The organism is Rhodopila sp. (assembly GCF_965277165.1).
Taxonomy (GTDB): Bacteria; Pseudomonadota; Alphaproteobacteria; order Acetobacterales; family Acetobacteraceae; genus Rhodopila.
Genome location: NZ_CBDICE010000006.1, coordinates 1,550,664 through 1,572,040, shown reverse-complemented (window position 1 = coordinate 1,572,040; position 21,377 = coordinate 1,550,664). Strand labels below are relative to the sequence as shown.

Annotated in this window: 28 protein-coding genes; 15 read left to right on the top strand and 13 right to left on the bottom strand. The window is 63.2% G+C overall.

Annotation, left to right across the window (positions count from 1 at the left end; translation table 11 throughout):
• Positions 1-2: 2 nt before the first annotated feature.
• Positions 3-1,175: a thiolase domain-containing protein gene (locus tag ACQY4Y_RS19295; RefSeq protein ID WP_428492207.1), complete on the bottom strand. Its 1,173-nt coding sequence runs from the start codon at positions 1,173-1,175 to the stop codon at positions 3-5.
• Positions 1,176-1,404: 229 nt separating this feature from the next.
• On the opposite strand from ACQY4Y_RS19295, the gene ACQY4Y_RS19290 reads away from it, so the two are divergent.
• Positions 1,405-2,130, top strand: a complete 726-nt coding sequence (locus ACQY4Y_RS19290; protein WP_428492206.1) for a response regulator — start codon at positions 1,405-1,407, stop codon at positions 2,128-2,130.
• 89 nt (positions 2,131-2,219) lie between these two features.
• Here the strand turns inward: ACQY4Y_RS19290 and ACQY4Y_RS19285 are convergent, their stop codons facing one another.
• The gene (locus tag ACQY4Y_RS19285; protein ID WP_428492205.1) at positions 2,220-2,483 is read right to left on the bottom strand and encodes a DUF1150 family protein; all 264 of its coding nucleotides are present in this window, start codon (positions 2,481-2,483) and stop codon (positions 2,220-2,222) included.
• 76 nt (positions 2,484-2,559) lie between these two features.
• Entirely contained in the window at positions 2,560-3,039 is a 480-nt protein-coding gene (locus ACQY4Y_RS19280; protein WP_428492204.1) for an Hsp20 family protein, read from the bottom strand.
• Positions 3,040-3,515: 476 nt separating this feature from the next.
• On the opposite strand from ACQY4Y_RS19280, the gene def reads away from it, so the two are divergent.
• The 5 genes from def to ACQY4Y_RS19255 all read left to right on the top strand — a co-directional run bounded on the left by def (position 3,516) and on the right by ACQY4Y_RS19255 (position 6,663).
• Entirely contained in the window at positions 3,516-4,082 is a 567-nt protein-coding gene (def, locus tag ACQY4Y_RS19275) for a peptide deformylase (RefSeq protein ID WP_428492203.1), read from the top strand.
• 6 nt (positions 4,083-4,088) lie between these two features.
• Entirely contained in the window at positions 4,089-4,997 is a 909-nt protein-coding gene (fmt, locus tag ACQY4Y_RS19270) for a methionyl-tRNA formyltransferase (protein ID WP_428492202.1), read from the top strand.
• 32 nt (positions 4,998-5,029) lie between these two features.
• Positions 5,030-5,839, top strand: coding sequence for a tRNA pseudouridine(38-40) synthase TruA (truA, locus tag ACQY4Y_RS19265; RefSeq protein ID WP_428493677.1), 810 nt, complete (start codon positions 5,030-5,032; stop codon positions 5,837-5,839).
• Positions 5,840-6,097: 258 nt separating this feature from the next.
• Positions 6,098-6,265 carry a hypothetical protein gene (locus ACQY4Y_RS19260; RefSeq protein ID WP_428492201.1) on the top strand — a complete coding sequence of 56 codons (168 nt, stop codon included), beginning with the start codon at positions 6,098-6,100 and terminating at the stop codon, positions 6,263-6,265.
• Positions 6,266-6,438: 173 nt separating this feature from the next.
• A complete protein-coding gene (locus ACQY4Y_RS19255; protein WP_428492200.1) occupies positions 6,439-6,663 on the top strand; it encodes a hypothetical protein in 225 nt (74 codons plus the stop codon).
• Positions 6,664-6,868: 205 nt separating this feature from the next.
• Here ACQY4Y_RS19255 and ACQY4Y_RS19250 read toward each other — a convergent pair whose 3' ends face one another.
• From ACQY4Y_RS19250 to ACQY4Y_RS19230, 5 genes are all read right to left on the bottom strand, one after another.
• Positions 6,869-7,426: a hypothetical protein gene (locus tag ACQY4Y_RS19250; RefSeq protein WP_428492199.1), complete on the bottom strand. Its 558-nt coding sequence runs from the start codon at positions 7,424-7,426 to the stop codon at positions 6,869-6,871.
• 5 nt (positions 7,427-7,431) lie between these two features.
• On the bottom strand, positions 7,432-8,001 hold the full coding sequence (locus ACQY4Y_RS19245; RefSeq protein WP_428492198.1) for a hypothetical protein: 570 nt from the start codon (positions 7,999-8,001) through the stop codon (positions 7,432-7,434).
• A complete protein-coding gene (gene dapE, locus ACQY4Y_RS19240) occupies positions 7,998-9,143 on the bottom strand; it encodes a succinyl-diaminopimelate desuccinylase (protein WP_428492197.1) in 1,146 nt (381 codons plus the stop codon). Before dapE ends, ACQY4Y_RS19245 begins: the two co-directional genes overlap by 4 nt.
• Positions 9,143-9,982 carry a 2,3,4,5-tetrahydropyridine-2,6-dicarboxylate N-succinyltransferase gene (gene dapD, locus ACQY4Y_RS19235; RefSeq protein ID WP_428492196.1) on the bottom strand — a complete coding sequence of 280 codons (840 nt, stop codon included), beginning with the start codon at positions 9,980-9,982 and terminating at the stop codon, positions 9,143-9,145. The genes dapE and dapD overlap by 1 nt, the downstream gene beginning before the upstream one ends.
• 191 nt (positions 9,983-10,173) lie before the next feature.
• Positions 10,174-10,425 (bottom strand): hypothetical protein, encoded by a 252-nt coding sequence (locus ACQY4Y_RS19230; protein ID WP_428492195.1) that lies wholly within the window; start codon positions 10,423-10,425, stop codon positions 10,174-10,176.
• Positions 10,426-10,565: 140 nt separating this feature from the next.
• Between ACQY4Y_RS19230 and ACQY4Y_RS19225 the strand changes: the two genes are divergently transcribed.
• The 6 genes from ACQY4Y_RS19225 (at position 10,566) to ACQY4Y_RS19200 (ending at position 12,926) form a co-directional block, all read left to right on the top strand.
• Complete coding sequence (locus tag ACQY4Y_RS19225) at positions 10,566-10,895, top strand: FtsB family cell division protein (RefSeq protein WP_428492194.1); 330 nt, start codon at positions 10,566-10,568, stop codon at positions 10,893-10,895.
• A 269-nt stretch (positions 10,896-11,164) separates the two neighbouring features.
• Positions 11,165-11,500 (top strand): hypothetical protein, encoded by a 336-nt coding sequence (locus ACQY4Y_RS19220; RefSeq protein ID WP_428492193.1) that lies wholly within the window; start codon positions 11,165-11,167, stop codon positions 11,498-11,500.
• An 8-nt stretch (positions 11,501-11,508) separates the two neighbouring features.
• Entirely contained in the window at positions 11,509-11,703 is a 195-nt protein-coding gene (locus ACQY4Y_RS19215; protein ID WP_428492192.1) for a hypothetical protein, read from the top strand.
• A 76-nt stretch (positions 11,704-11,779) separates the two neighbouring features.
• On the top strand, positions 11,780-11,980 hold the full coding sequence (locus tag ACQY4Y_RS19210) for a hypothetical protein (protein ID WP_428492191.1): 201 nt from the start codon (positions 11,780-11,782) through the stop codon (positions 11,978-11,980).
• A 215-nt stretch (positions 11,981-12,195) separates the two neighbouring features.
• On the top strand, positions 12,196-12,618 hold the full coding sequence (locus tag ACQY4Y_RS19205) for a Rap1a/Tai family immunity protein (protein WP_428492190.1): 423 nt from the start codon (positions 12,196-12,198) through the stop codon (positions 12,616-12,618).
• 35 nt (positions 12,619-12,653) lie between these two features.
• Entirely contained in the window at positions 12,654-12,926 is a 273-nt protein-coding gene (locus ACQY4Y_RS19200) for a glycine zipper family protein (protein WP_428492189.1), read from the top strand.
• Between the two features lie 700 nt (positions 12,927-13,626).
• Here ACQY4Y_RS19200 and ACQY4Y_RS19195 read toward each other — a convergent pair.
• The gene (locus tag ACQY4Y_RS19195) at positions 13,627-13,890 is read right to left on the bottom strand and encodes a hypothetical protein (protein WP_428492188.1); all 264 of its coding nucleotides are present in this window, start codon (positions 13,888-13,890) and stop codon (positions 13,627-13,629) included.
• Between the two features lie 423 nt (positions 13,891-14,313).
• On the opposite strand from ACQY4Y_RS19195, the gene ACQY4Y_RS19190 reads away from it, so the two are divergent.
• Entirely contained in the window at positions 14,314-14,571 is a 258-nt protein-coding gene (locus tag ACQY4Y_RS19190; protein WP_428492187.1) for a hypothetical protein, read from the top strand.
• A 910-nt stretch (positions 14,572-15,481) separates the two neighbouring features.
• A complete protein-coding gene (locus ACQY4Y_RS19185) occupies positions 15,482-16,093 on the top strand; it encodes a glutathione S-transferase family protein (protein ID WP_428492186.1) in 612 nt (203 codons plus the stop codon).
• A gap of 77 nt (positions 16,094-16,170) precedes the next feature.
• Here ACQY4Y_RS19185 and ACQY4Y_RS19180 read toward each other — a convergent pair whose 3' ends face one another.
• Both ACQY4Y_RS19180 and ACQY4Y_RS19175 read right to left on the bottom strand, forming a co-directional pair.
• Positions 16,171-17,451, bottom strand: coding sequence for a hypothetical protein (locus ACQY4Y_RS19180; RefSeq protein ID WP_428492185.1), 1,281 nt, complete (start codon positions 17,449-17,451; stop codon positions 16,171-16,173).
• A gap of 345 nt (positions 17,452-17,796) precedes the next feature.
• A complete protein-coding gene (locus tag ACQY4Y_RS19175) occupies positions 17,797-18,462 on the bottom strand; it encodes a hypothetical protein (RefSeq protein WP_428492184.1) in 666 nt (221 codons plus the stop codon).
• 201 nt (positions 18,463-18,663) lie between these two features.
• Here ACQY4Y_RS19175 and ACQY4Y_RS19170 point away from each other — a divergent pair, with 201 nt between their 5' ends.
• Positions 18,664-19,938, top strand: coding sequence for an ISNCY family transposase (locus ACQY4Y_RS19170; RefSeq protein ID WP_428489471.1), 1,275 nt, complete (start codon positions 18,664-18,666; stop codon positions 19,936-19,938).
• Positions 19,939-20,378: 440 nt separating this feature from the next.
• Here ACQY4Y_RS19170 and ACQY4Y_RS19165 read toward each other — a convergent pair whose 3' ends face one another.
• Positions 20,379-20,810 (bottom strand): hypothetical protein, encoded by a 432-nt coding sequence (locus tag ACQY4Y_RS19165; RefSeq protein ID WP_428492183.1) that lies wholly within the window; start codon positions 20,808-20,810, stop codon positions 20,379-20,381.
• A 112-nt stretch (positions 20,811-20,922) separates the two neighbouring features.
• Positions 20,923-21,372: a hypothetical protein gene (locus ACQY4Y_RS19160; protein WP_428492182.1), complete on the bottom strand. Its 450-nt coding sequence runs from the start codon at positions 21,370-21,372 to the stop codon at positions 20,923-20,925.
• Positions 21,373-21,377 lie beyond the last annotated feature (5 nt).

The window sequence follows — 21,377 nt, the reverse complement described above, 5'->3', positions numbered from 1 at the left end:
GATTACTCCCGTTCCAGGATCACGGTGCTGCCGCAATGGCGCGTGCCAAGCGCGCCGCCGGTGCCGTGAGCGATGGCGAGGTCACAGTTGGGAACTTGCACTTTCGGATGGGCTTCGCCGCGCAACTGGCGCACCGCCTCGATGATCTTGGTGATGCCGCCGCGGTTGGCCGGGTGGTTCGAACAAAGCCCGCCGCCATCGGTGTTGAACGGCAGCTTGCCGGTGCCCGAGATCAGGTTGCCATCGGCGACGAATTTGCCGCCCTGGCCCTTCTCGCAAAACCCCAGGTCTTCCAACTGCATCAGCACGGTGATGGTGAAGCTGTCGTAGATCGAGGCGTATTTGATGTCGGACGGCTTGACCCCGGCCATCTCCCACGCCGGCGGCCCGGACCAACGCGCCGCGGTATAGGTCAGGTCGAGGTCGCCGCCCGCCTGGTGCTTGGGCGCCTCACCGACCCCGATCACCTTGACCCGCGGCCGCTTCAGGCTCTTGGCGATCTCCGGCTTGGTCAGCACCAGTGCGCCGCCGCCGTCGCTGATCACGCAGCAGTCCAGCCGGTGCAGCGGAGTGGACACCATCGGCGAGCTGACCACGTCCTGCACGCTGACCACGTCACGCAGCATGGCGTGCGGGTTGTGCTGGGCGTGGTGTGACGCGGCGACCTTGATCCAGGCCAGCTGCTCGCTGGTGGTGCCATACTCGTGCATGTGCCGAGCGGCGCACATCCCGTAGAGATTGGCCGTCGCCGGGCCATAGGGAAACTCGAACTGCATTTCCGGCGCGCTGGGATTGCCGGGCCTGGGCGCGGTGCCGGTGGCCTGCCCCTCGCTGCGCGGCCGGCCGGACAGCGTGATCAGCGCGACGTTGCAACGCCCCGTCGCGATCGCCTCCAGCGCGTGACCGACCGCCACCTGATAGGACGACCCGCCGACATCGGTGCTGTCCACGTGACGGCATTTCAGGTTCATGTAATCGACCATCGACAGCGGACCCAGCGCTCCGGGTGCGTCACCGGCGCAAAAATAGCCGTCGACATCGTCCTTGGTCAGGCCGGCATCCTCCAGCGCGCCCTTGGCGCATTCGGCGTGCAACAGCGCGATCGACTTGTCCGGCGCCTTGCGTGTCGGGTGCTCCCACGCTCCCGCGATATAGGCCGCAGCTTTCAAACTCATGCTTCACTCCCCAGGGATCGGCCCGCGGGCCAAAGGTCGGCCCCACGGAACAACCGGGGCGCGACGTCGGGGCGATTATACTGATCGGTATGCGCTCGGCTACCCCAGCATCCAATCGGCGGTCCGAGCAATCGTTGACCACCTCCAACGTGTCAATTTGTTTCCGCATACAGGTTACACTTGTTCGTGAACTGCATGCGGTGGCAATCTGGCGGCCGAAAGGTGGGCCATGGACTCTTTATCCCGTATCGCCATCGTCGAAGACGATCCCGAAATCAGCCGAATGGTGAAAACCTATATGAGTGACAATGGCTTCGAGGTGACAGCCGCGCGCACTGGGCGCGACCTCGATCAGGTCATGGCGGGCGGCCGGCTGGACTGCGTGATCCTCGACGTCGGCCTGCCAGGCGAGGACGGCCTCTCCATCTGCCGCCGGATCCGCGGCAAGTCATCCGTGCCGATCATCATGGTGACCGGCCGGGGCGCCGACACCGACCGCATCGTCGGGCTCGAAATGGGCGCCGATGACTACCTGCCCAAGCCGTTCAACCCGCGCGAGCTGTTAGCCAGGGTGCGCGCGGTGATGCGTCGCAGCGTGCAAACCGACCCAGGCCAGGCCGAGGCGCCGCAGGTCCTGGTATTCGAGGGTTGGCGGCTGGATGTCGGTCGGCGACAGTTGTTCTCCCCCGACGGCAAGTCCCGCCCGCTGACCAGCGGTGAGTTCAGCATCCTGCTGGTGTTTTGTCAGCACCCGCGAAAGGTGCTGTCGCGCGACGATCTTCTGGAACTGGTGCACGGCCGCGCGGCGGCGGTGTTCGACCGCAGCATCGACGTGCAGATCAGCCGGCTACGGCGCAAGATCGAGACCAACTTGAAGGACCCGTCCTTCATCAAGACCGTGCGCTATGGCGGCTATGTCTTCACCCCGTTGGTCACGCTGGCGGCCGACAACTGATCCCGCCGATCAAACACCGGATCACGCCCCGCCGCGCCGGCCGCTCGTTAACCCGACGGCCGGCTTACCGGCCTCACCGGGCCGGCCGATCAGTGCACTGAAAGCGGCATCATCTCGTGCTGCATCACCGCGGCGACGGCGACCTCGCGGTCACCCGCGACCGCCATCGGCGTGCCATCGGCGGCGTGAATCGCGAACCCCTGCACGCCGTTCACCATCACCGGCTTGACGTAGGCGATGTGGGCCACACCAAGTGCGGCAAGTTGCTGTTCCGAAAGATGCCTCACGTCGAACGGGATCATCTCGGCCGGCGAGGCCGCGGAATCCATTTGGTCGGCTGGGTCGATATTCATCGCTTGTGTACTCCTGTGTGACGACAGCCTTGCCGAAGCGCTGTCGGTGCTTGCGAGGCCAGCAGCCCCCGCCGCCTCATCGGTCCGCCTTGCTGTCAACCAGGGCACCAACATCGGTGCCGTTCGGCCGCATGGCGGAAGCCGAGCTATTGCGTGTGATCGGGATCGTCTTGACGCGAACCTCGGGCTGCGGCTTGGCCAGGTCGATGTGCAGCAGGCCGTTATCGAGCCAGGCCCCCTTCACCTCGATCCCCTCGGCCAGCACGAAAGACCGCTGGAACTGCCGCGCCGCGATGCCGCGGTGCAGGAAAATCCGGCCCTGGCTGTCGTCGGTCTGTCGCCCCCGGATAACCAGTTGGTTGTCCTCCTGGGTGATCTGCAGATCGTCCATGGTAAAGCCGGCAACCGCGAGCGTGATGCGAAGTCCGGTCGGGCTGGTTTGCTCGATGTTGTACGGCGGGTAGCCGTCGGACGACGTCTTGGACGCACGCTCGAGCATTTGCTCGAGGTGGTCAAAGCCCAAAAAAAGCGGTGAAGTAAACATGCGGGTCGTCAAGGCCCCCTCCTACGAGCGAAGCAACCGCCGAAACCCTGTCAAGGCGTCTCGGCTACGCAACATCTTGGCAGCCACCACAGCGGATTCAAGAGCCCCGGTGCCCCAGAAGCTCGCCGCACTTCGCGGCGGACCTATGGGATCAGCAGGCCACTGCAAACAAAAATGCGAGTGTCGCGAGGCTGATGGTCGCCTGATACAGCAACTTCAGCCTCGCGACACCAGCGGTCCGATCCCGACAGCAGCATCCCATGCGGTCGGGTGAATCGGCCCAAAAAACCACAAGCCAGTGGTTCAAATCAGGCGGCACTCTCCGGCTGATTTGAACCACTGGAATGCGCCGCCCGAGTCGGACTTGAGCAAAATCAATCCAACCCTCCGCCGCGCCGCCGAAAACGGCGCGGCGGAGCATATTATCGCATGATTAACCGCCGCAGACGTTCCGCTGAACGCGATCGTACCTTAAATGCAGCGACAGAATGAGCAACGACAAAACCCAGACCCCGACACCGGCGCAGATCGAGCCGCTGGAGATCCTGATCGCGCCAAATCCGATCTTGAAGGCCCGCGCCCAACCGGTGAAGCCAGCGGATTGGGATACCCTGCGCGAGCTGATCCCGCGGATGTTCGCAACAATGTACCTGGCCCCCGGGATCGGCCTTGCGGCACCACAGATCGGTCTCGGCCTGCGCCTGGTGGTGATCGATCTGGCCGCGGACGACAAAAACCAACCGCACAGCCTGATCAACCCCGAGATCGTCGCCGCCAGCGACGAACTCGCCACCCGCGAGGAAGGCTGTCTCTCGCTGCCCGGTCAATACGCCGACATTCCCCGCCCGGCTCGGGTCACGGTGCGCTACCTGGACGAGGCCGGCGCCAGGCGTCAGATCGAGGCCGACGGTCTGCTCGCGGCCTGCCTGCAGCACGAAATCGACCACCTGGACGGGGTGCTGTTCGTCGATCACCTGTCGCCGCTCAAGCGAAACATGATCATGCGCCGGCTGGCCAAGGAACAACGGCAGAAGCAAGACGAACGGAAACGGTGAACGCCCATGCGCATCGCCTTCATGGGCAGCCCGGAGTTCGCCGTTCCCGCCCTGCGGGCCCTGCACGACGCCGGCCATGACATCGCCGCGGTGTACTGCCAGCCGGCGCGACCGGCCGGCCGCGGCCAGGCGATGCGGCGCAGCCCGGTGCAGGTCGAGGCCGACCGGTTGGGTCTGCCGCTACGCACCCCCGCCCGGCTGCGCACCGACCCCGATGCGGCCGAGGCGTTCCGCCGCCTGCATCTGGACGCCGCGGTGGTGGCCGCCTACGGCCTGATCCTGCCGCCGCCGATGCTGGAGGCGCCGCACCGAGGCTGCCTCAACATCCACGCCAGCCTGCTGCCGCGCTGGCGTGGCGCCGCGCCGATCCAGGCCGCGGTCCTCGCCGGCGACGCCGAGACCGGCGTCACCATCATGCAAATGGAGGCCGGCCTCGACAGCGGCCCGATGTTGCTGCGCCAAAGCGTGCCGATCAGCAGCCAAACCACCACCGCCATGCTGCACGACGCGCTCGCCGCGATCGGTGCGAAGCTGATCCTCGACGCGCTGGCGACCTCGCCCACGCCAATGCCCCAGCATGCGCCGGACGTAACCTACGCGGCAAAACTGTCACGCCAGGATGGCCGCATCGATTGGCACGAATCCGCCGCCATCATCGACCGCCGGATCAGGGCATTCGACCCCTGGCCCGGCACGTTCACCAGCCTCGCCGGCAGCGCACTGAAAATCCTCGCCGCCCACCCCGCCAACGGGTCCGGAATCGCCGGCACCGTGCTGGATGGCGCGCTGACCGTGGCGTGCGGCAACGCTGCTGTGCGACTGACACGCGTGCAACTGCCCGGCCGCGCCCCGCTCGACGCCGACGCCTTCCTGCGCGGCCACCCGGTGCCCTCCGGCACCGTGCTTGGACAATGACCCGCGCGATGTCCCCCGCGACGTCCCGCGCTATGTCCCGCTGGGCGCTACTGCTGGAATATGACGGCGGCCCGTTCGTCGGCTGGCAGCGCCAGATCAATGGCCTGTCGATCCAGCAGGTGCTGGAACAGGCCGCCGCCCACCTCAACGCCGGCCAACCGGTCGCCAGCATCGTCGCCGGACGCACCGATGCCGGCGTCCACGCCGAGGGCCAGGTCGCCCACATCGATCTGCCTGACTGCCACGGCGCGGGCGCCGTCCGCGATGCGCTGAATTTCCACATGAAGCCGCACCCGGTCGTCGTGCTGGACGCGGTCGCGGTGGCGCCGGACTGGAGCGCGCGGTTCTCCGCCGACCACCGGTCCTATCGCTTCCGCATCCTCAACCGGCGCAGCCGCCCAGGCCTGATGGCCGGACGGGTCTGGCACGTCGCCGCCCCGCTCGATGCCGACGCCATGCACCAGGCCGCCCAACATCTGCTCGGCCGGCACGACTTTACCTCGTTCCGCGCCGCCTCCTGCCAGGCCGCCTCGCCGATCCGCACGCTCGACCGGCTCGACGTCACCCGCCATGGCGACATCGTCGAAATCACCGCCGAGGCGCGCAGCTTCCTGCACCACCAGGTGCGCAACCTGGCCGGCACGCTGAAACTGGTCGGCGAGGCGCGCTGGCCCGCCGAGCGGGTCAGCCAGGCACTGGCGGCTCGGGACCGCGCCGCCGCCGGTCCCACCGCCCCGCCCGAGGGGCTGGCGCTGATCGGCGTCGGCTATCCGGACAACCCGTTCCGCGCGACCGAGGCGATCAAGCACGATCCTGCAGGGCCGAACCCCCAAGGTGCATGAATCACGCAACAAAACAAAAGTGATTATACCGGGCGCTGTGTAATCCCCCAGAATACCCAAGGATGGAGGAGCAGTATTTTACTGTCGCTGCCAAAATCCAGAATGCACTCGTATACTTTCTCAAGAACGTAGCTAAGCCGGCGCCATCAGTACCAAACGAGGCGACTGCGCTCACGCGTCGGCAATAGCCGATGATCGGAGACTCACTATGGTTACTTGCAAGTCAATCTGACTACGATCAGCCGCTTGAGGTATGCGATGCCGGCACCCAAGCCACCGTCGTCTGATAAGAAGCCACAGTTTGAGCATTTCATCGAAGCTGCCCGCGATCTTGGATGCGACGAGAACGAGGCGGCGTTCCGTGCCAAACTGGCGGTGATCGCGAGACAGAAGCCGAAGCATAAGAAGAAACCGATCCAAGGATGAGTAGGGCGGCTTTTTGGCTGATCGGTTTCGTACTCGTGGCTTGTACGGCCGTTTACGCCTGTTCAGCCGGCCTCGTGTGGGATCGGATTTACCAACCTGATCCAGCATCATTCAAGGCAGCGGTAATAAGCATCGTTCCCATCGGGACCGCAGTAGCCGAGGCCAGATCCAGGATGGAAGCCAAGGGCTTCAAATGCCAAATGCACTTCAACCAACCTTACGCCGACTTTACCTCGCCGGGCGCCCGGCAGGTAGATTACCCGCCGGCCGATATTTTTTCTTGTATTGCAGGGCGCACGGTCAAATTGGTTCTTGAGAAAAGTTGGGCTGCTATCTTCGTCATCGTGAACGATAAGGTGACCGGTATTGCAACGAACGTTTACCTCACGGGGATGTAGATCGTTCCAAAATGCTGGGTGCCTTTTCCTACGCCGGTCGCGTGTTTGCAAAGTGCGTAATCGCCAAAACAAAGACTTGTGTCCTGCCCCAGAAGTTCGCCGCACTTCGCGACGGACAAATGGGATCAGCAGGTAACTGAAAACAACGAGCGAATGTTGCGAGACCGATGTTCGCCCAATACGGCGAACTTTCGGACTCGGTAAACTACGGACCGATCATCAGCGCCAACGAAGCCAGCACAACGCCGATCGACTGGTCCAGCAGCACCAGCCCCACCGCCGCCAGCGGCGCGACACCGAAAGCCAGCCTCGTGGCATACCATTCCAGCCACAGCGCCCAACCGACGGTGACCAGTTCGCATGCCTGATCGACGATCGGCGGCGCACCCAGCACGCCGGGGATGCAGCCGAGGATGATCAGCACGCCCTCGATGACGTTGCACCAGTTCCACACCGCGATGAACCGGCCCCAGCGGTCGGCTCGTCCGATCAGCGGGGCCAGGCGATAGGTCACTTCGACGAACACCAGCCAGCCGACCACGAAGACGATCAACTCACGTGCCAGCAGATGGCCGGCATCGGCCGGCACGCCGCTGTCCTGCCAGGACATCAGCAACCGGCAAGCCACCGCCGGCAGGCAGAACGCGATCGACCAGAAGCTGCGCACAATGGTCTTGCGATCGTTCGGCACCAGCACGACGCCATCCGCCCGGCCGCGCGCCAGTCGCAACGCCGCATTCAGCCCAAGGGTCACGACCGACACCGAACTCATCCCAGGTCCTTGCCCAGCAGCCGCGGGCCGATGACCACCAGCGCGGTCGCCAGGTTGACCAGAAACACCAGCGCCACGGCGCGTGACCGCGACAGACCCAGCGCCTTGCGGGCCAGGAACCAGTGCAGCCAGAGCCCGTAGCCGCCAAGGCAGCCCACCAGAACGAAACTGGCCGCGGTTTCGCTCATGCCGGCGCCGATCGCCACGCTCAGCGGCACCATGACAAAACAGGCCAGCACCGGAAGGATCCACTCGCACCAGTTGAACGCCGTGGCGAACCGCGCCCAGGCCTCGCCTCGCTCCCAGATCCGCGCCAGTTCGAACGACACCACCGCCGGGGTCAGCAGCGCGCAAAGCGTCATCGCCAGACCGGTCAGTGCCGGCCTCGGCCCCTCGCTGAATGCCGCCAGGATCGCGCCGACCAGCGGAAACGCCACCAGCGGCGCCAGGCTGGACAGGAACGCCTGCGAGGTCGCCCCGAAACAGTCGACGCCGTCAGCCCGGCCGCGGGCGATCCGCAGGATCCCCATCAGGATGCTCTTACGCGGCACCGAGCCCTGGCTCATGCCAGGAAGGCCGCGATGATATCCCGATAGATCCGAGCCAGGTCGCGCAGTTCGGACACCGGCACACGCTCGTCGGCCTGGTGCATGGTGGCACCGACCAGGCCGAATTCGGCGACCGGACAGTAACGGGCAATGAAACGCGCATCCGACGTGCCGCCCCCGGTATCCAGCTTCGGCTCGATCCCGGTCGCGCCGCGGATCGCATCGCGCAGCAAGTCCACCAACGGTCCTGGCTCGGTTACGAACGACTCGCCGCTGACACTGGATTCCAGGTCGAAGCGTTCGGCGTATCGCATCACCGTCGCCCGCACCCAGGCGGTCAGCGACACGCCGCTATGGCGGTCGTTGAAGCGGATGTTCAGCGCCGCCCGAGCCACCGCCGGGATCACGTTGGTGGCGTCATTGCCGACATCGATGCTGGTCACCTGCAGCGACGAGGGCTCGAACCATTCGGTCCCGGCATCCAGCGGCGCCGAGGTCAACGCAGCCAGCGCCTGGATCAGCCGATGAACTGGATTGTCGGCCCGATGCGGATAGGCCACGTGACCTTGGGTGCCATTCACCGCGAGCGTCATGTTGACGCTGCCGCGCCGGCCGATCTTGACCATATCGCCCAACCGCACCGGACAGGTCGGCTCCCCAACCAGGCAGAAATCCGGCAGTTGATCGTTCTCCCGCATCCATTCGAGCACCTTGACCGTGCCGTCGGTGGCGGGGCCCTCCTCGTCGCCGGTGATCAGCAGGCTGATCGAGCCTGTCCGACCCGCCGAACCTGGCTGTTGCGCGACCGCGGCGACGAAGGCCGCAATCGCCCCCTTCATGTCGCAGGCACCACGGCCATACAGCAGGCCGTCGCGCACTTCGCCGCCGAACGGATCGGTCCGCCAATCCGCCGCGCCCGGCGGCACCACGTCGGTATGGCCGGCGAAGCAGAGATGCGGACCGCCATGGCCCCGTCGTGCGAACAGGTTCTCGACCGCGCCGAAACGCAGCCGCTGGACGCTGAAGCCGAGCCCGCCAAGCATGGTGCCAAGCGCCTGTTGCGCCCCATCGTCGGCCGGCGTCACCGATGCGCAGCGGATCAGCGCCTGTGCCAGCGGCAACGGATCGGTCAGGTCCGTTTCCGTGCCCAAGCCGTCCATCAATCGCGCAACAACTCGTTGATCGACGTCTTCGCCCGGGTCTGGGCGTCCACCGTCTTCACGATGACGGCGCAATACAGCGACGGGCCCGGCGAGCCATTCGGCAGCGTCTTGCCCGGCAGCGACCCGGGAACCACCACCGAGTAGGCCGGCACCCGGCCGATGAAGATCTCGCCGCTGGAGCGGTCGACGATCTTGGTCGAGGCGCCGATGAAAACCCCCATCGACAGCACCGCGCCGCGCTCCACCACCACGCCCTCCGCGACCTCGGATCGGGCGCCGACGAAGCAGTCATCCTCGATGATCACCGGGTTGGCCTGCAACGGCTCCAGCACGCCGCCGATGCCGACGCCGCCCGACAGATGGCAGTTGGCGCCGATCTGGGCGCAACTGCCGACCGTGGCCCAGGTATCGACCATGGTGTTGCGCCCGACCCAGGCGCCGACATTGACGAAACTGGGCATCAGCACGGCGCCCGGCGCGATGAATGCCGAACGGCGAACCACCGCGCCCGGCACGGCGCGAAAGCCGGCCTGCCGGAAGCGGTTCTCCCCCCAGCCGGCGAACTTCATCGCAACCTTGTCCCACACCGGCGCGCCGCCCGGCCCCTGCATCGCCGCCGAATCGGTCAGCCGGAACGACAGCAGCACCGCCTTCTTCAGCCATTGATTGACCGTCCAGCCCGCCGCACCTGGCTCGGCGACCCTCACTTGGCCGCTGTCCAGGGCGTCGAGCGCCGCCTCGACCGCCTCGCGCGCCTCGCCCCCGGTGGCCGACGACAGGGTTTCGCGGCGCTCCCAAAGCTCCTCGATCGGGTGTTGCAGGCTGTGTTGAGGCATTGCGCGGCCGTTTCCTGGATTGCAGCGGCCGGACGATGCGTTCGCCATCCGGTCATGTCAACGCGCCCATTTCAACGTGCCGCCCATTTCAATGGGCTCATGCCAACGCGATGCCGCCCACCCACCGGGTCAACACGGCGGTCCCCCAAATGGGTCCCTCCCGGGCGAATCCCGCAGTCGAGGCTCCGCGCTCAGCGATAGAAGGTCGGATTGTGGTAGAACACCGGCGGCGGAGCGTAGTTGCCGTACGGCCTGACCGCCAGGGCGGGGGGCCAATACTTCCGTTGCCAGTGATGTTCCCGCCATTCGTGTTCCCGCCATTCGCGTTGGCGCCATTCCCGACGACCTTGCCAGCGCCAATCGTCATAGGCGAACGCCGGCGCCACCGCACTGAGCGTGGTGACCATGCAGCACAGTACGATCGCTAGCCTGCGAAGTGGCATTGGACTGTTTCCTTTGTTGATTGAACCAGCCCCTACGATGATTACCGGCAATGTCGAAAATTCGTCCGCTTGATGGCGTTTTTTCGTTCACTGGACGCAGCCGGTGCGGTAAAATCACCCAGCGAATCCTGGAATGACCGATGTCACTAGGCCGAGAATTGAAGCGACGCGCCCGCATGATGGTCGCACCAGCGGTGTTCCTGGCGATCACCGGCTATTTTGGCTGGAATGCCACGCAGGGGGATCACGGGCTGGTGGCCTACGCCCGGAGGCAACAGCTTCTGCGTGAGGTCTTGGTCGACCAGGCCGCGGCGAGGGCGGAACGCGATGCCTGGAGTATCCGCGTCTCCGGCCTGCGCGCCAGCCACCTGGATCCGGACACTCTGGACGAGCGTGCCCGCGCGATGCTCAATCTGGCCGACCCAAGCGACGTGATCGTCAAACTCGGACCGCAGGATAAGCTGTTCTAGCCCAGATCGTGCGCTGAGGCGCCTCGGACTTGCATTTTGTCGCTCTCATGCGCACATTCAGCAATGCTTCGTGCGAGGGTCCCTGACCTGCCCGGGTGCCTGCCCCGTCCACTTCCCTCCGCGCCGGACAGGTCATTCCGTCAGCCTCACGCTGACCTGATCGCCGACTGGCCTGACCAGCACCCGCGTCGTTCAACGCAAGGCCGGATAGGTTGCTCGACATTGGCGCGAACCAAAGGGTGCGACCGATCATCACAAAGGAAACCAGCATGAACAAAACCGATCAGCCGACCGAGGCCGGCCCCGGTCAACCCGATGATCCAGGCGCGGACCAATCAGCCGGCGCGATGAAGGACCAACTGCAAAAGGACGTCGCATCCTGGCGCGAAGGCCGCTCCGACGGGTCGGGGCGCGCGGCCACTGAACTCAGCGTCGCGGTCGCCCGCCCGATCGTGCCGCCGACCAATGCCAAAATGAAGCGGACCAGGCCCGCCGCCGTTGAAACCAAGCCAGCAAACACCGAAAAGAAGCCATTCGGCATGTCCTACGATGGCACCAGCCGGGCGGATTACATCAAGCTTATGATCTCCCGCGGGGCGCGATGAACTGGGCCTTGTTCGAGACCACGACCGGCGGCCTGTTGATGGTTCAGGTGCGGCACGTGGTTTCGATCTACGATGAACAGGGCGAGGTCAAGTTGGCGACCGCCGCCGGCGGGGTGCATGTGCTGAAGGATGTCACAGTGCAGCGCGCCGCCGCGATAGTATCCCGGGCCGAAGACGCGGCGCCTGTTCGCGGCGTTCAGTGACCAACAGGTCATTGACCGCCACCTCGGCCGCCTCCGTTGCGGCTGACCAGCGGGGCAAAGCATGGCGGCGTGAAACATGACCGACACATCGTACCGCATAGTCCATCGCGAAGACGACAGCTTCGCCGTCGAGATCGTCAGCGTTGGGGCGCTGCCGCAGACCGCGACCGGTTTCGCCACCGAGGCGGCGGCCAGGGGCTGGATCGCACGGGATCAACGTTTTCGATATGTCACCGATCCATTCGCCCAACCGTCGGAGCGCCGGCGCGGATACTGATCCCGGCCCACCGCGCGGCCTACCTGTCCGGCTTGCGCGCAGGCGTCGCCCCACCCAGCGCAAGCGTGACGCCGCCGGCCTGTCTCCAAGGTTGTCAGCACCGTCGAAGCGGTTAGGTTGGTTTGCTTTCAGCCATCATGGCCATGACAATCGCGTTGGGTCCCCGACCCACAGGAGAGGTAAACTTGGGTCGCCGACCCACAGGAGAGGTAAACGTGATCCGATTTTCGACCTTGGCTTGCGCAATTGCCCTGTCCGGCGCGGCGGCGTCGACTGCGGCCCACGCGGCGGTCACCCGCGACCAGTTCCCGCCGCGCTCGACCCGCGATCTGATCGATCTGTGCAGCGCCGGCGCCGACGACCCGATGATGCATGTGGCGCACAGCTTTTGCCGAGGCTTCGCCGACGGTGCGGTTGGCGTAGCACTCAGCTACGAGGCGGTCACCCGAGCGGATCGCCAGCCGTTCTGCCTGCCGACGCCACGACCGTCGTACGACGAAGCACTGGCCCGGTTCGTGACGTGGGCCAACGCCGACCCCAAGCGGATGACCGAACCGGCGGTGCTCGGCCTGATGCGGTTTCTGATCTATCAATATCCATGCTCGCATTCGCCCGCGCAACGACCTGCATCGAAATGAACACATCTGGCGACAACCTCGGAGGAAGCCGCACTATGAAGAACTTTGCCTTGGCATTGGTTGTCGTCGCCGTTTCACTCGGCGGCTGCGCCAACCTGACACCGGGTGAACAGCGCGCCGCGACCGGTACCGGAATCGGCGCCGCCGGCGGCGCGGTGCTCGGCGCTTTGGGCGGCAATGCCGCATTGGGCGCCGGTGTAGGCGCCGCCGCCGGTCTCGCCGGCGGGCTGCTGGTCAATTCCTGGAAGAATAACGAACACGAATCCTATCAGCGCGGCTACTACAACGGCCAGCGGTCGCAGTATTAGACCCGTTGTGGCGGTGGTTCGCGCAGCCGGCGAATGACCAACCGGATGGCCACATGCAGGTCATCAGGATGGGCCCATGGCTGCTCTGGCCATGCCGGCGGCAATTTCCGATCCGCCGCGCCGCGCCGTAACCTTCGTGGTCGTCCGCCCGAAACGATAAAAGCGGCGGCGTCGCACTCCCCATGCCCGCCTGTCACGCGGATGGCCTGATCGAGGACTACGCGCATTACCACCGCGGTCGTTTACCGCCTTCGCGGCGGCACTCTCCTGATTTTGCGGTCATCCGCCGGGGACCCAGCGGTCGTATGGCTGCGCTGGGGCCAGCAGATGTCAAACCCGAAGCCTTGAACCACCCCCGCACCGCTGTTGAGCTTGCGAGGAAAGCCGCTCACTTGTTGATGCTGCTGGAGGGGATCGAACTCTCGACCTCTCCCTTACCAACACACAGCCCCTGCCCGCGAGCATTGATTTCATTGATCGCGAAACTGCGAGTGGACCCGTTTTGGACCCTGTTTTGCAGGATAAACGGGGACACTGTCCCCGGTTTCAATCCTTTGGACGTTCTTGGTATGTTTCCGTGAAGCACCAACCGCCTTCATCATGGTTGGCAAGAGCGGTCACGCCGACGAACGTGCCGGCCAGTTCAGTCCATACATTATTCTGAATCATGGTCTCGCGACTGGAACAGGCTCATCCCGACCTATCGGTTCGCAACGGTCTCGATCACGAACGCAAGCAGGACAATCGTCGCAAGCACGATCCCACTGCAGATCAGATTGAGCAGCCGTGTGCAAATTCCGACGAACCGTTTATCGCGGTCGATCGGCTGCGGCGTCGGGTAAAGGTGCGGGTGAAGTATCTGCATACCGCGCAAGGTGCGCTTGGCAGCTGCACGCTGCTGGCCGCGGTTCCACAGCCATATCGCGATATAAAAACCAATGGCGGTCGTTGCGATTGTCTGCATGTGACTCGTCCTACAGGATCAGAACGTAACATATACGATATAAGATTGCAACGGACTTGTCTCTACCGCTTTGCGCGAGTTGTCGCACTTGACGCCAAGAACATAATACGAACATCATCCGCCCGATGGTTCGCCCGAACGCCCCAGCTCAAACTCCTGCCACCGCTCGGGCCATCCTCAAGAACGATGCCATCCTCTGGCTGCTGTGCCAGAACTGCGACCGCGAAGCCAAGACCGACCTGGCTGCTATCGTGGCCCGGGGCCTAGGGGATCGCCCGGTGCAGGAATTGAAGTTCCGGTGCTCGGCCTGCAGGTTGACGCGGGCGCATTTGCACCTGTCGTCGGCCGCGGCCGATCGGTTTCGCCTCCGTTGACACGTGGCGGACAGACAGTTCTAAATACGTTCCCGTGATCGGTGAACCAATGCCTGACGACGAACCCGAGTGGCGCATACAGTTTGAGAGGGGTGGCGAGCAGGAACTTCGCGATGCCATTAATCGGGGCATGGGCATAATTCCCGAGACGAAGCGGCAATTCGCCTTTCGTTGGTTACGCGAGAAGGCCGACGCCAAAGAGGTTCGGGAACGCCGGATGCTCCGTTACACGCAGTTCACACTTTGGGCTGCTATAGCGGCGGTGTTAGTCGGAGTGATCGGCATACTTGTAACGTTGCTTCACTAGCTTCGCCCTGTATGTTGCCCGTCCAGGCCGCTACACGCTGCGTGCGAACACGAGCATGTGCCTGTCATTCATCTCCACTTGCCTGGTCTTCCGTTAGCGCCCTGAAGTATTGTTTCGCCTTACGACCAGCTCCTGGCTGCTTCAGGCTATATGAAGGCCCCGCCTGCAATCGCGCTACCAAGATACTGTCCTGTGGCAACAACACACGTTGCATCTCGGTTCTTATATCTCTGGGGAGAAACCTCGCCCTTATAAAGTAACATTGTTTTATAATGCTATTTATATTGTTCGACCCTAGGAATGTTTGAAGGTGTCTTTTGAATCTGGCATAATGTGCTTGGCGCCCGTCCGAGTTTTTAAGATCAAACGTCACTATATAATACCGTGGAGTGTTCAGTTTTCGATAACCTGATTTCCGCTTCTTCATTTCGTCATCATCAGCCATTCTCATTCGCATCCTTCGCTGGGCAGAGTACCCTGGAACGTAGGAGACGACCTTGTCGTTCGCAAATCGACGGCGCAGCGCACGCATCATACCAACCGCCTGCCGCCTTCACCTTGACCAGCCGTCCGCCGAGCGCCATTTCGAGAGGGTGATAGTCACCGCCAAACCCCCGAAGCGCCTAACGCCGCGCAAACCCGTGCGCTCGCAGGCTGCGCAGAAGCCGACGGCAATCGTGGTCGAGGCGAAAAACCTCGGCCGATGGAAGCTGCCCAAGAATTCGGCCGTTGATGATCCAGAGGCCGACGCCCGGGTCGCGGCGTTCTTCAAGCGGATGATACGGCCGCGATCAAGGCAGACGCCATAGAGGTTCGTCGGGACCAGGCTCGCCGACGTGATCGTGGTCACCCCCGGCGCTGACGCAACCAAGGTGATTGACTGCTTTCAAAGCCTTCCGCAAATTCAGCCATGACACTGACGATTTATGGCTCACCCCGTTCACGCACAATGCGCGTCCTTTGGGCGGCCGCTGAACTGAAGCTCGAATACGAGCACGTCCCTCTCGCGTTCGATGATGCTGCGCTGAAGACGCCCGATTTTCTGCGCGTCAACCCGGCTGGGGCAGTGCCGACCATCGTCGATGATGGCTTTGCTCTTTCTGAGTCGCTTGCCATCAATCTCTATCTTGCGAAGAAGTATAGCTCGGTTGGTGCGGAGGCTCTGTACCCTTCAGACTCTGGGGAAGAGGCTGACGTCTGGCGTTGGACGCTGTGGGCACAGGGGCATCTAGAGCCGTGGGTGCAACAGGATGCTCTACTCGCCGAATTGCGGCGAGCGACATGGCCACATGCGCAAGAGGCCATAAAGACGGCGCTTGGCGTGCTCGATAGAGTCCTTACCGGCAAGAATTGGCTAGCTTCAAGAAGCTTCACGGTGGGTGACCTAAATGTTGCGTCGGTTTTATCTCCATCGCGCGCGAGGCATCTTAACCTTGTCCCCTATCGACATGTCTCTGACTGGCTAAAGCGCTGTTATGACCGACCGGCGGCAGTGGCAACGCGGCATCGGTTTAGCGGGTAAACCTGCTATGTGGTCGTGCCCGCTCACGAGCTCGATCACGCGGTCGAGCCCCGTGATGTGCCCCCGCTCGTATCGTATCATCCCCACACGCTGCAGTGCGCCGGCCCCGCGCTTTGCTGATTACCCGACGTCGGCGGAACGTAGGTGATCTGCGATCCTTGAACATGGAACGACGAAGCCGAGTACATCGCGCTGTTCAGATGGATGTCGGCGATCTGGCTCTTGGCGGCGGTCGGGCTAGGCTGCTCGTAGACCATCAGGTTGTTGCCCTTCAGCATCTCACTCAGGTTCGACGTGCCATCGAACTGGAGAGTACCGCCGGCTGAGATGTTGAGGGTGGAGCTGAACCCGGCGGCCGAAGCTTCACCAATAAAGCCTATCGAGCCGTGAGTGCCGCCGAACTCCAGCATGCCGGACGAGATGGTCACATTGCCGCCGGACATCGAACTTTCCAAAACCAGGCTGCCATCATCGACATTTGTCGTGGCCGACGCCGACTGCTTGACGGCTGCGGCGATCGTCAGCGTTCCGTTCCCGCTGTCCAGGGTATTGTTGTTGTCGACCACGCCTCCGCCGGCTGCGCCGAGGAAGACATTCCCGCCGCCTATGGTCCCATTGTTGACCAAAGCCGAACCGCCGAAGCTGATTTCAGCAAAGCCGCTGGCCCCGGTGGCACCGATACTGCCACTGTTGATGAAGCTCCCGCCGATGCTGGCGAAGATGTCACCGCCGGCGGCGGTCATGTGGCCGCTGTTGTTGAACGCACCGAGCCCGGAAATGTCGATTGTGCCGTCGTTGTAGCCCGAGCCGGTTGCCGTCATCTGGCCGGCGTTGCTGAACGCCGCGTCCTGGGAGACCGAGATGCCGATCACCGTTGGTTCAGTTCCCGCCGGCGCGATGATGTTGCCGGTGTTGTCGAACGTGGCGAAGGTGCCGGCGCCGCTGACATTGATGTCCAAGGCGCCATGAGCGTCTTCAATCGTGCTGGCGTTGACCACATTGCCGGTGGTGTTGATGACGACGGCCCCGTCCTCGGACACCGTGGTGATCGGCGATCCGGCACCCAGGAAGGCATTTTTCATGTTGAATATGACCGGGGCCGAACCGGTTCTGTCGAGGAAGATGGACTTGCCCTCGATGTCGGAGTTGGTCGTATTGACCGTGCCGGATTGGATCGTGAGGTTGTCGCCTGGTTTCGGCGCGCCAGCCGGCGACCAGGCTCTCGGATCGGCTAATCGGTGTGTTCCGCCGAGGTAGACTTTGTCTGCCATCGATTTGGTTTCCCCTCGTTTTTTACTAGGCTTTTTCGTTTTGGTTTGAGGGGATGTATCGAAAAATGGGGTCCGCCTAAAACACAACTACGTGTATCATTTAAGATTATCGTATCGTAAAAAAGGCATTAAGCAAATTCGGGGGCGGTCAAAACGCAGAAAGGCCGCAGGCTTGCCCTGGCGGCCGCGACAGATTGTTATCGGCGTCGCTTATTCCGATCGAAGCGATGAGGCGGCGGATTGAGCAAAAAATCGCGGTGTCCTGATCCCCGAGCAATGCCCTCTCGCTGGCTAGATCAGCGATCGCCTTCATGGGGCGGAAGTTGTGCCGCATCGAAAAGCCGGGCGTGCGGATCGAATTCAGACCGTTCCGCTCTCCAGAATCTGCCAATTTTCAAGGTATTGTGCCCACTTCCGCTCGATATTGTAGCCTTATTCTCCCGGGTTCGCTGAGTTATCGTTCCAAGACATATTGAATGGCCCGTCCGGCTTTCGGCCCTTCTGGACATTACTGGTCTGTCTATCCAGGCATTCCTGAAACACAACATGTTTCGGCATGATGTAAAAGTCGTGTTTCGCTTTACCCATTCGGACAATGATTATGTAATCTGAGTTGCTCAATTCGGGAACTACTACCGCGCCTTTCTTGCAGGCTCTGATCCTGGCGTGTCCGGCGGCAGGTCTGCACGTCTTAACGTTGATGCGAACGGAACGCGCACCTTTTTGCGCTGAAATATCAAAGTCCCGAGCGTTTTTTACAGGATGGTTCAAATCCGTTGCGATCCACTCACGTCGCCGAAGTTCAGCCAAGACCGCTTGCTCCCCGAGCGCCCCCACGACTCGGATGGTAAGCGCTTCCTCTTCATCCGCAATTTCGCTTTCGGCGACCTCCTTGAACAGCCGGTACGCGGCTATTGCCTCCACGAATGCGTCCTGAGCGATACCTGGCGGAACACAAAGCACTCCACCGGGAGTGGTAAAAGTGCTCGCCTGAAGAGCCTCGGCGGCATCGGCAACACGTCTCAACTGTTTGAATTGATCCCGGTCTGGGTCGCCAATGTTGTTTCGCATTTCGTTAACCCCGATTTCTGCGATCAATGTTCCGCTGATGTGACTCGGCTCAATACTCGCGAGCGGTTCATCGACGCGGCTGGCGGCTACCGGTCTTCGTTCTCGATCGCATCGAGACAACGCATCATGCTATCGCACTCTGCGCGAGTGCGATAGCGCGGAAGGCCAGTTGTTAGCCCCAAGTAGGAATGTCCCCTCCGTCCAAAGTTAGAATGTCCCCTTTTGCGCATGCTTGGGGACGCAATGGCCGAGACGGGGTTGTGGATGACGCAGGCGGAGCGCGATCGCGCCTATTGGGTGCGCCAGTCGATCGAATGTCGGTTGGGCCAGGCTGAAGCAGCGGAGCGCGTTGGCCTCAGTGTCCGCCAATTCAAGCGCTTGGTGCGTAAGGCGAAGACTGAGGGCGACGCGGGTCTGGTTTCGCATCAGCGCGGCCGGCCATCGAACAACCGGATGTCGGCGGCGCTGCGCGGTCGTATCGCGACGCTGCTGAGGGACAAATACCCCGACTTCGGCGCGACGCTGGCGGCGGAGAAGCTGCTGGAGTTGGACGGGATCGTCGTTTCGGCAGAGACGATCCGCCAGATGCAGATCGGCCTTGGCCTGTGGCGGCCCAAGCGCCGCCGGGCCAGGCGGGTGTTTCAGCTCCGCCAGCGGCGTCCGCGGTTTGGCGAGTTGATCCAGATCGACGGCAGTGCGCACCACTGGTTCGAGCGGCGCGGGCCGCGCTGTGCGCTGATCGTGTTCATCGACGACGCCAGCGGCCGGCTGACCGCGCTACGCTTCGCCCCGGCGGAGACGACGGCGGCCTATCTGGCGGCGCTGCGCGGCCACGTGCTGGACCATGGCCGGCCGCTGGCGTTCTACTCCGACCGGCACGGCATCTTCCGGATCAACGCTAAGGACGCCACGAGCGGCGACGGCAAGACCGAGTTCGGACGGGTGGCGGATCGGCTTGGGATCGAGCCGATCCATGCGCTGACCCCGCAGGCCAAGGGTCGTGTCGAGCGCGCCAACCAGACCCTGCAGGACCGGCTGGTCAAGGAGATGCGTTTGGCCGGCATTGGCTCGATCGAGGCGGCGAATGGCTTCGCGCCGGCGTTCATGGCGCGCTTCAACGCAAAGTTTGCGGTGCCGCCGCGCGACCCGGCTTCGGCGCACCGGCCGTGGACGAAGACCGCGCAAGCGTTGGACGACGAACTGGCACGGCGCGAGCAGCGGGTGCTGTCGAAGGCGCTGACCTTCCGCTCCGGCGGGACGATGTATTGCGTCAAGACACCCGGGCCTGGCACCGCGCTGCGCGGCGCGAAGGTGACGCTGCATCACTTTCCCGACGGTGCGCTGAGGGTGCATTACAAAGACCGGATCCTGCCGGTAACGGCCTATGCCCGCTATGCCATGCCCGCCCCGGCGGTGGACGGCAAGACCATCGATGCCCGGATCGACGCAATGATCGCTGCGCGGCACATCCCCAACGCCGCGGTTGAAACCGTCCCGGGGTGAGTACAGCCCGCGTAACAGCCGCCGCAGCCGTGGATAAGTGGCCCGCTTGCGCCCGATTCTGAACGATCACTCCAGCGGGCCACTTACCCACCGCTCCAACACCGCGATTGGACTAACGCTTGACCGGTGCCCACCCCCCGCCCAGCCCACAGGGGACATTTTAACTTTGGGGAGTCAGGGGACATCTCTACTTTGCATTGACAGCGCGGAAGGCCAGTTATGTCCTTAAAGTCGCCGCCATTCTCCGCCTCCCTTACCACCCACCTCTGGGCGAGATTCTCGGTGACCGGAAAACACTGAAACGCTTTCATGCCTGCAACGTGGCATAACCCAATCTGCAGACGCAAAAAAGACCGCTAGGGTTTCCCCCTGCGGCCTTCCTCCAACCTACGGCGCGGAAGCGGATCATCCGCCCCGTACTACCGCCATTCAGCGCCATCCTAGTAGCATTGTGTCATCGAGCCGGTACTGTAGCAGGTGGTTGATCTCGGCATCGCCTGCAGGGCTTGGATGCGGGCTGATCGATCAGCGTTTTGCTGAGACATGCGGAACTCAACCCATTTCCTTTGAGCCTCGGCTTCCGACATTTCGTGGTCTTTGGTCGAAGTGATCAGGCTATCTGTGTAGAGGACGAAGGCATTGCCGGCACTCGAACAGACATTGTGGGCTGTGCAGAACGCGTATCGGTTTGCTTTGCCACATTCGGCCATCGCAACAAATGAGGCGGTGGATTGAGCGCACTGATCGTAGAAACTCCAAACAGGCGGCAGTGGCTTTGTGGCGCACGCGGAAAGCATTACGACAAAAAACAGGAGCAACGCGAACGCGCTAATCAGGCCACGGGCGACCAGGTTTGAATCCTCATTCGTCAAGCGGGCGAACCTTAGAGTGTGCTAAAGCGACATTGTATCGACCGCCCACTAGCCGGTTCCTGTTGCCCGGCGCAAGTTTTCCGTTAACGGGGGGCCTGCCTCCCAAGGCAACTTAAGAAATCTGTAGAACATCGGCTGTCCCCGATTTCTCCACGACTGCCAGAGCGATCGGAGCCTTAACCGGAGCCGCAACCACCCCATGCGCAGCGGTGTCCACCGCCCCTACGATCATCCGGGCCGCCCCATCCGGCGTTAGCCCCATCGCAGTCGCCGCGGCGGGAACAGCGGCGATGACCGCGCGGGCCTGGTCGAGCACCGCCTGGTTGGAGACATTGATGTGGGCGCGCTGCAGCACGCCCTTGTCCAGATCGGTTTCGAGGATGCCGGCAGCGGTCTGCACCGCGCCGGTCACCACCGCGCGCTGCTGATCGGTCAGCGCGATGCCGGCGCGAGCCTGCAGCGCGGTCAGGATCTTGGGCACGTAGATCGCCAGCAGGCCGGTGATGATGGTGCCGAGACCGACCAGGATGGGCTGGACGATCGGCGTGAGGTCGAGGGTCATGGTGG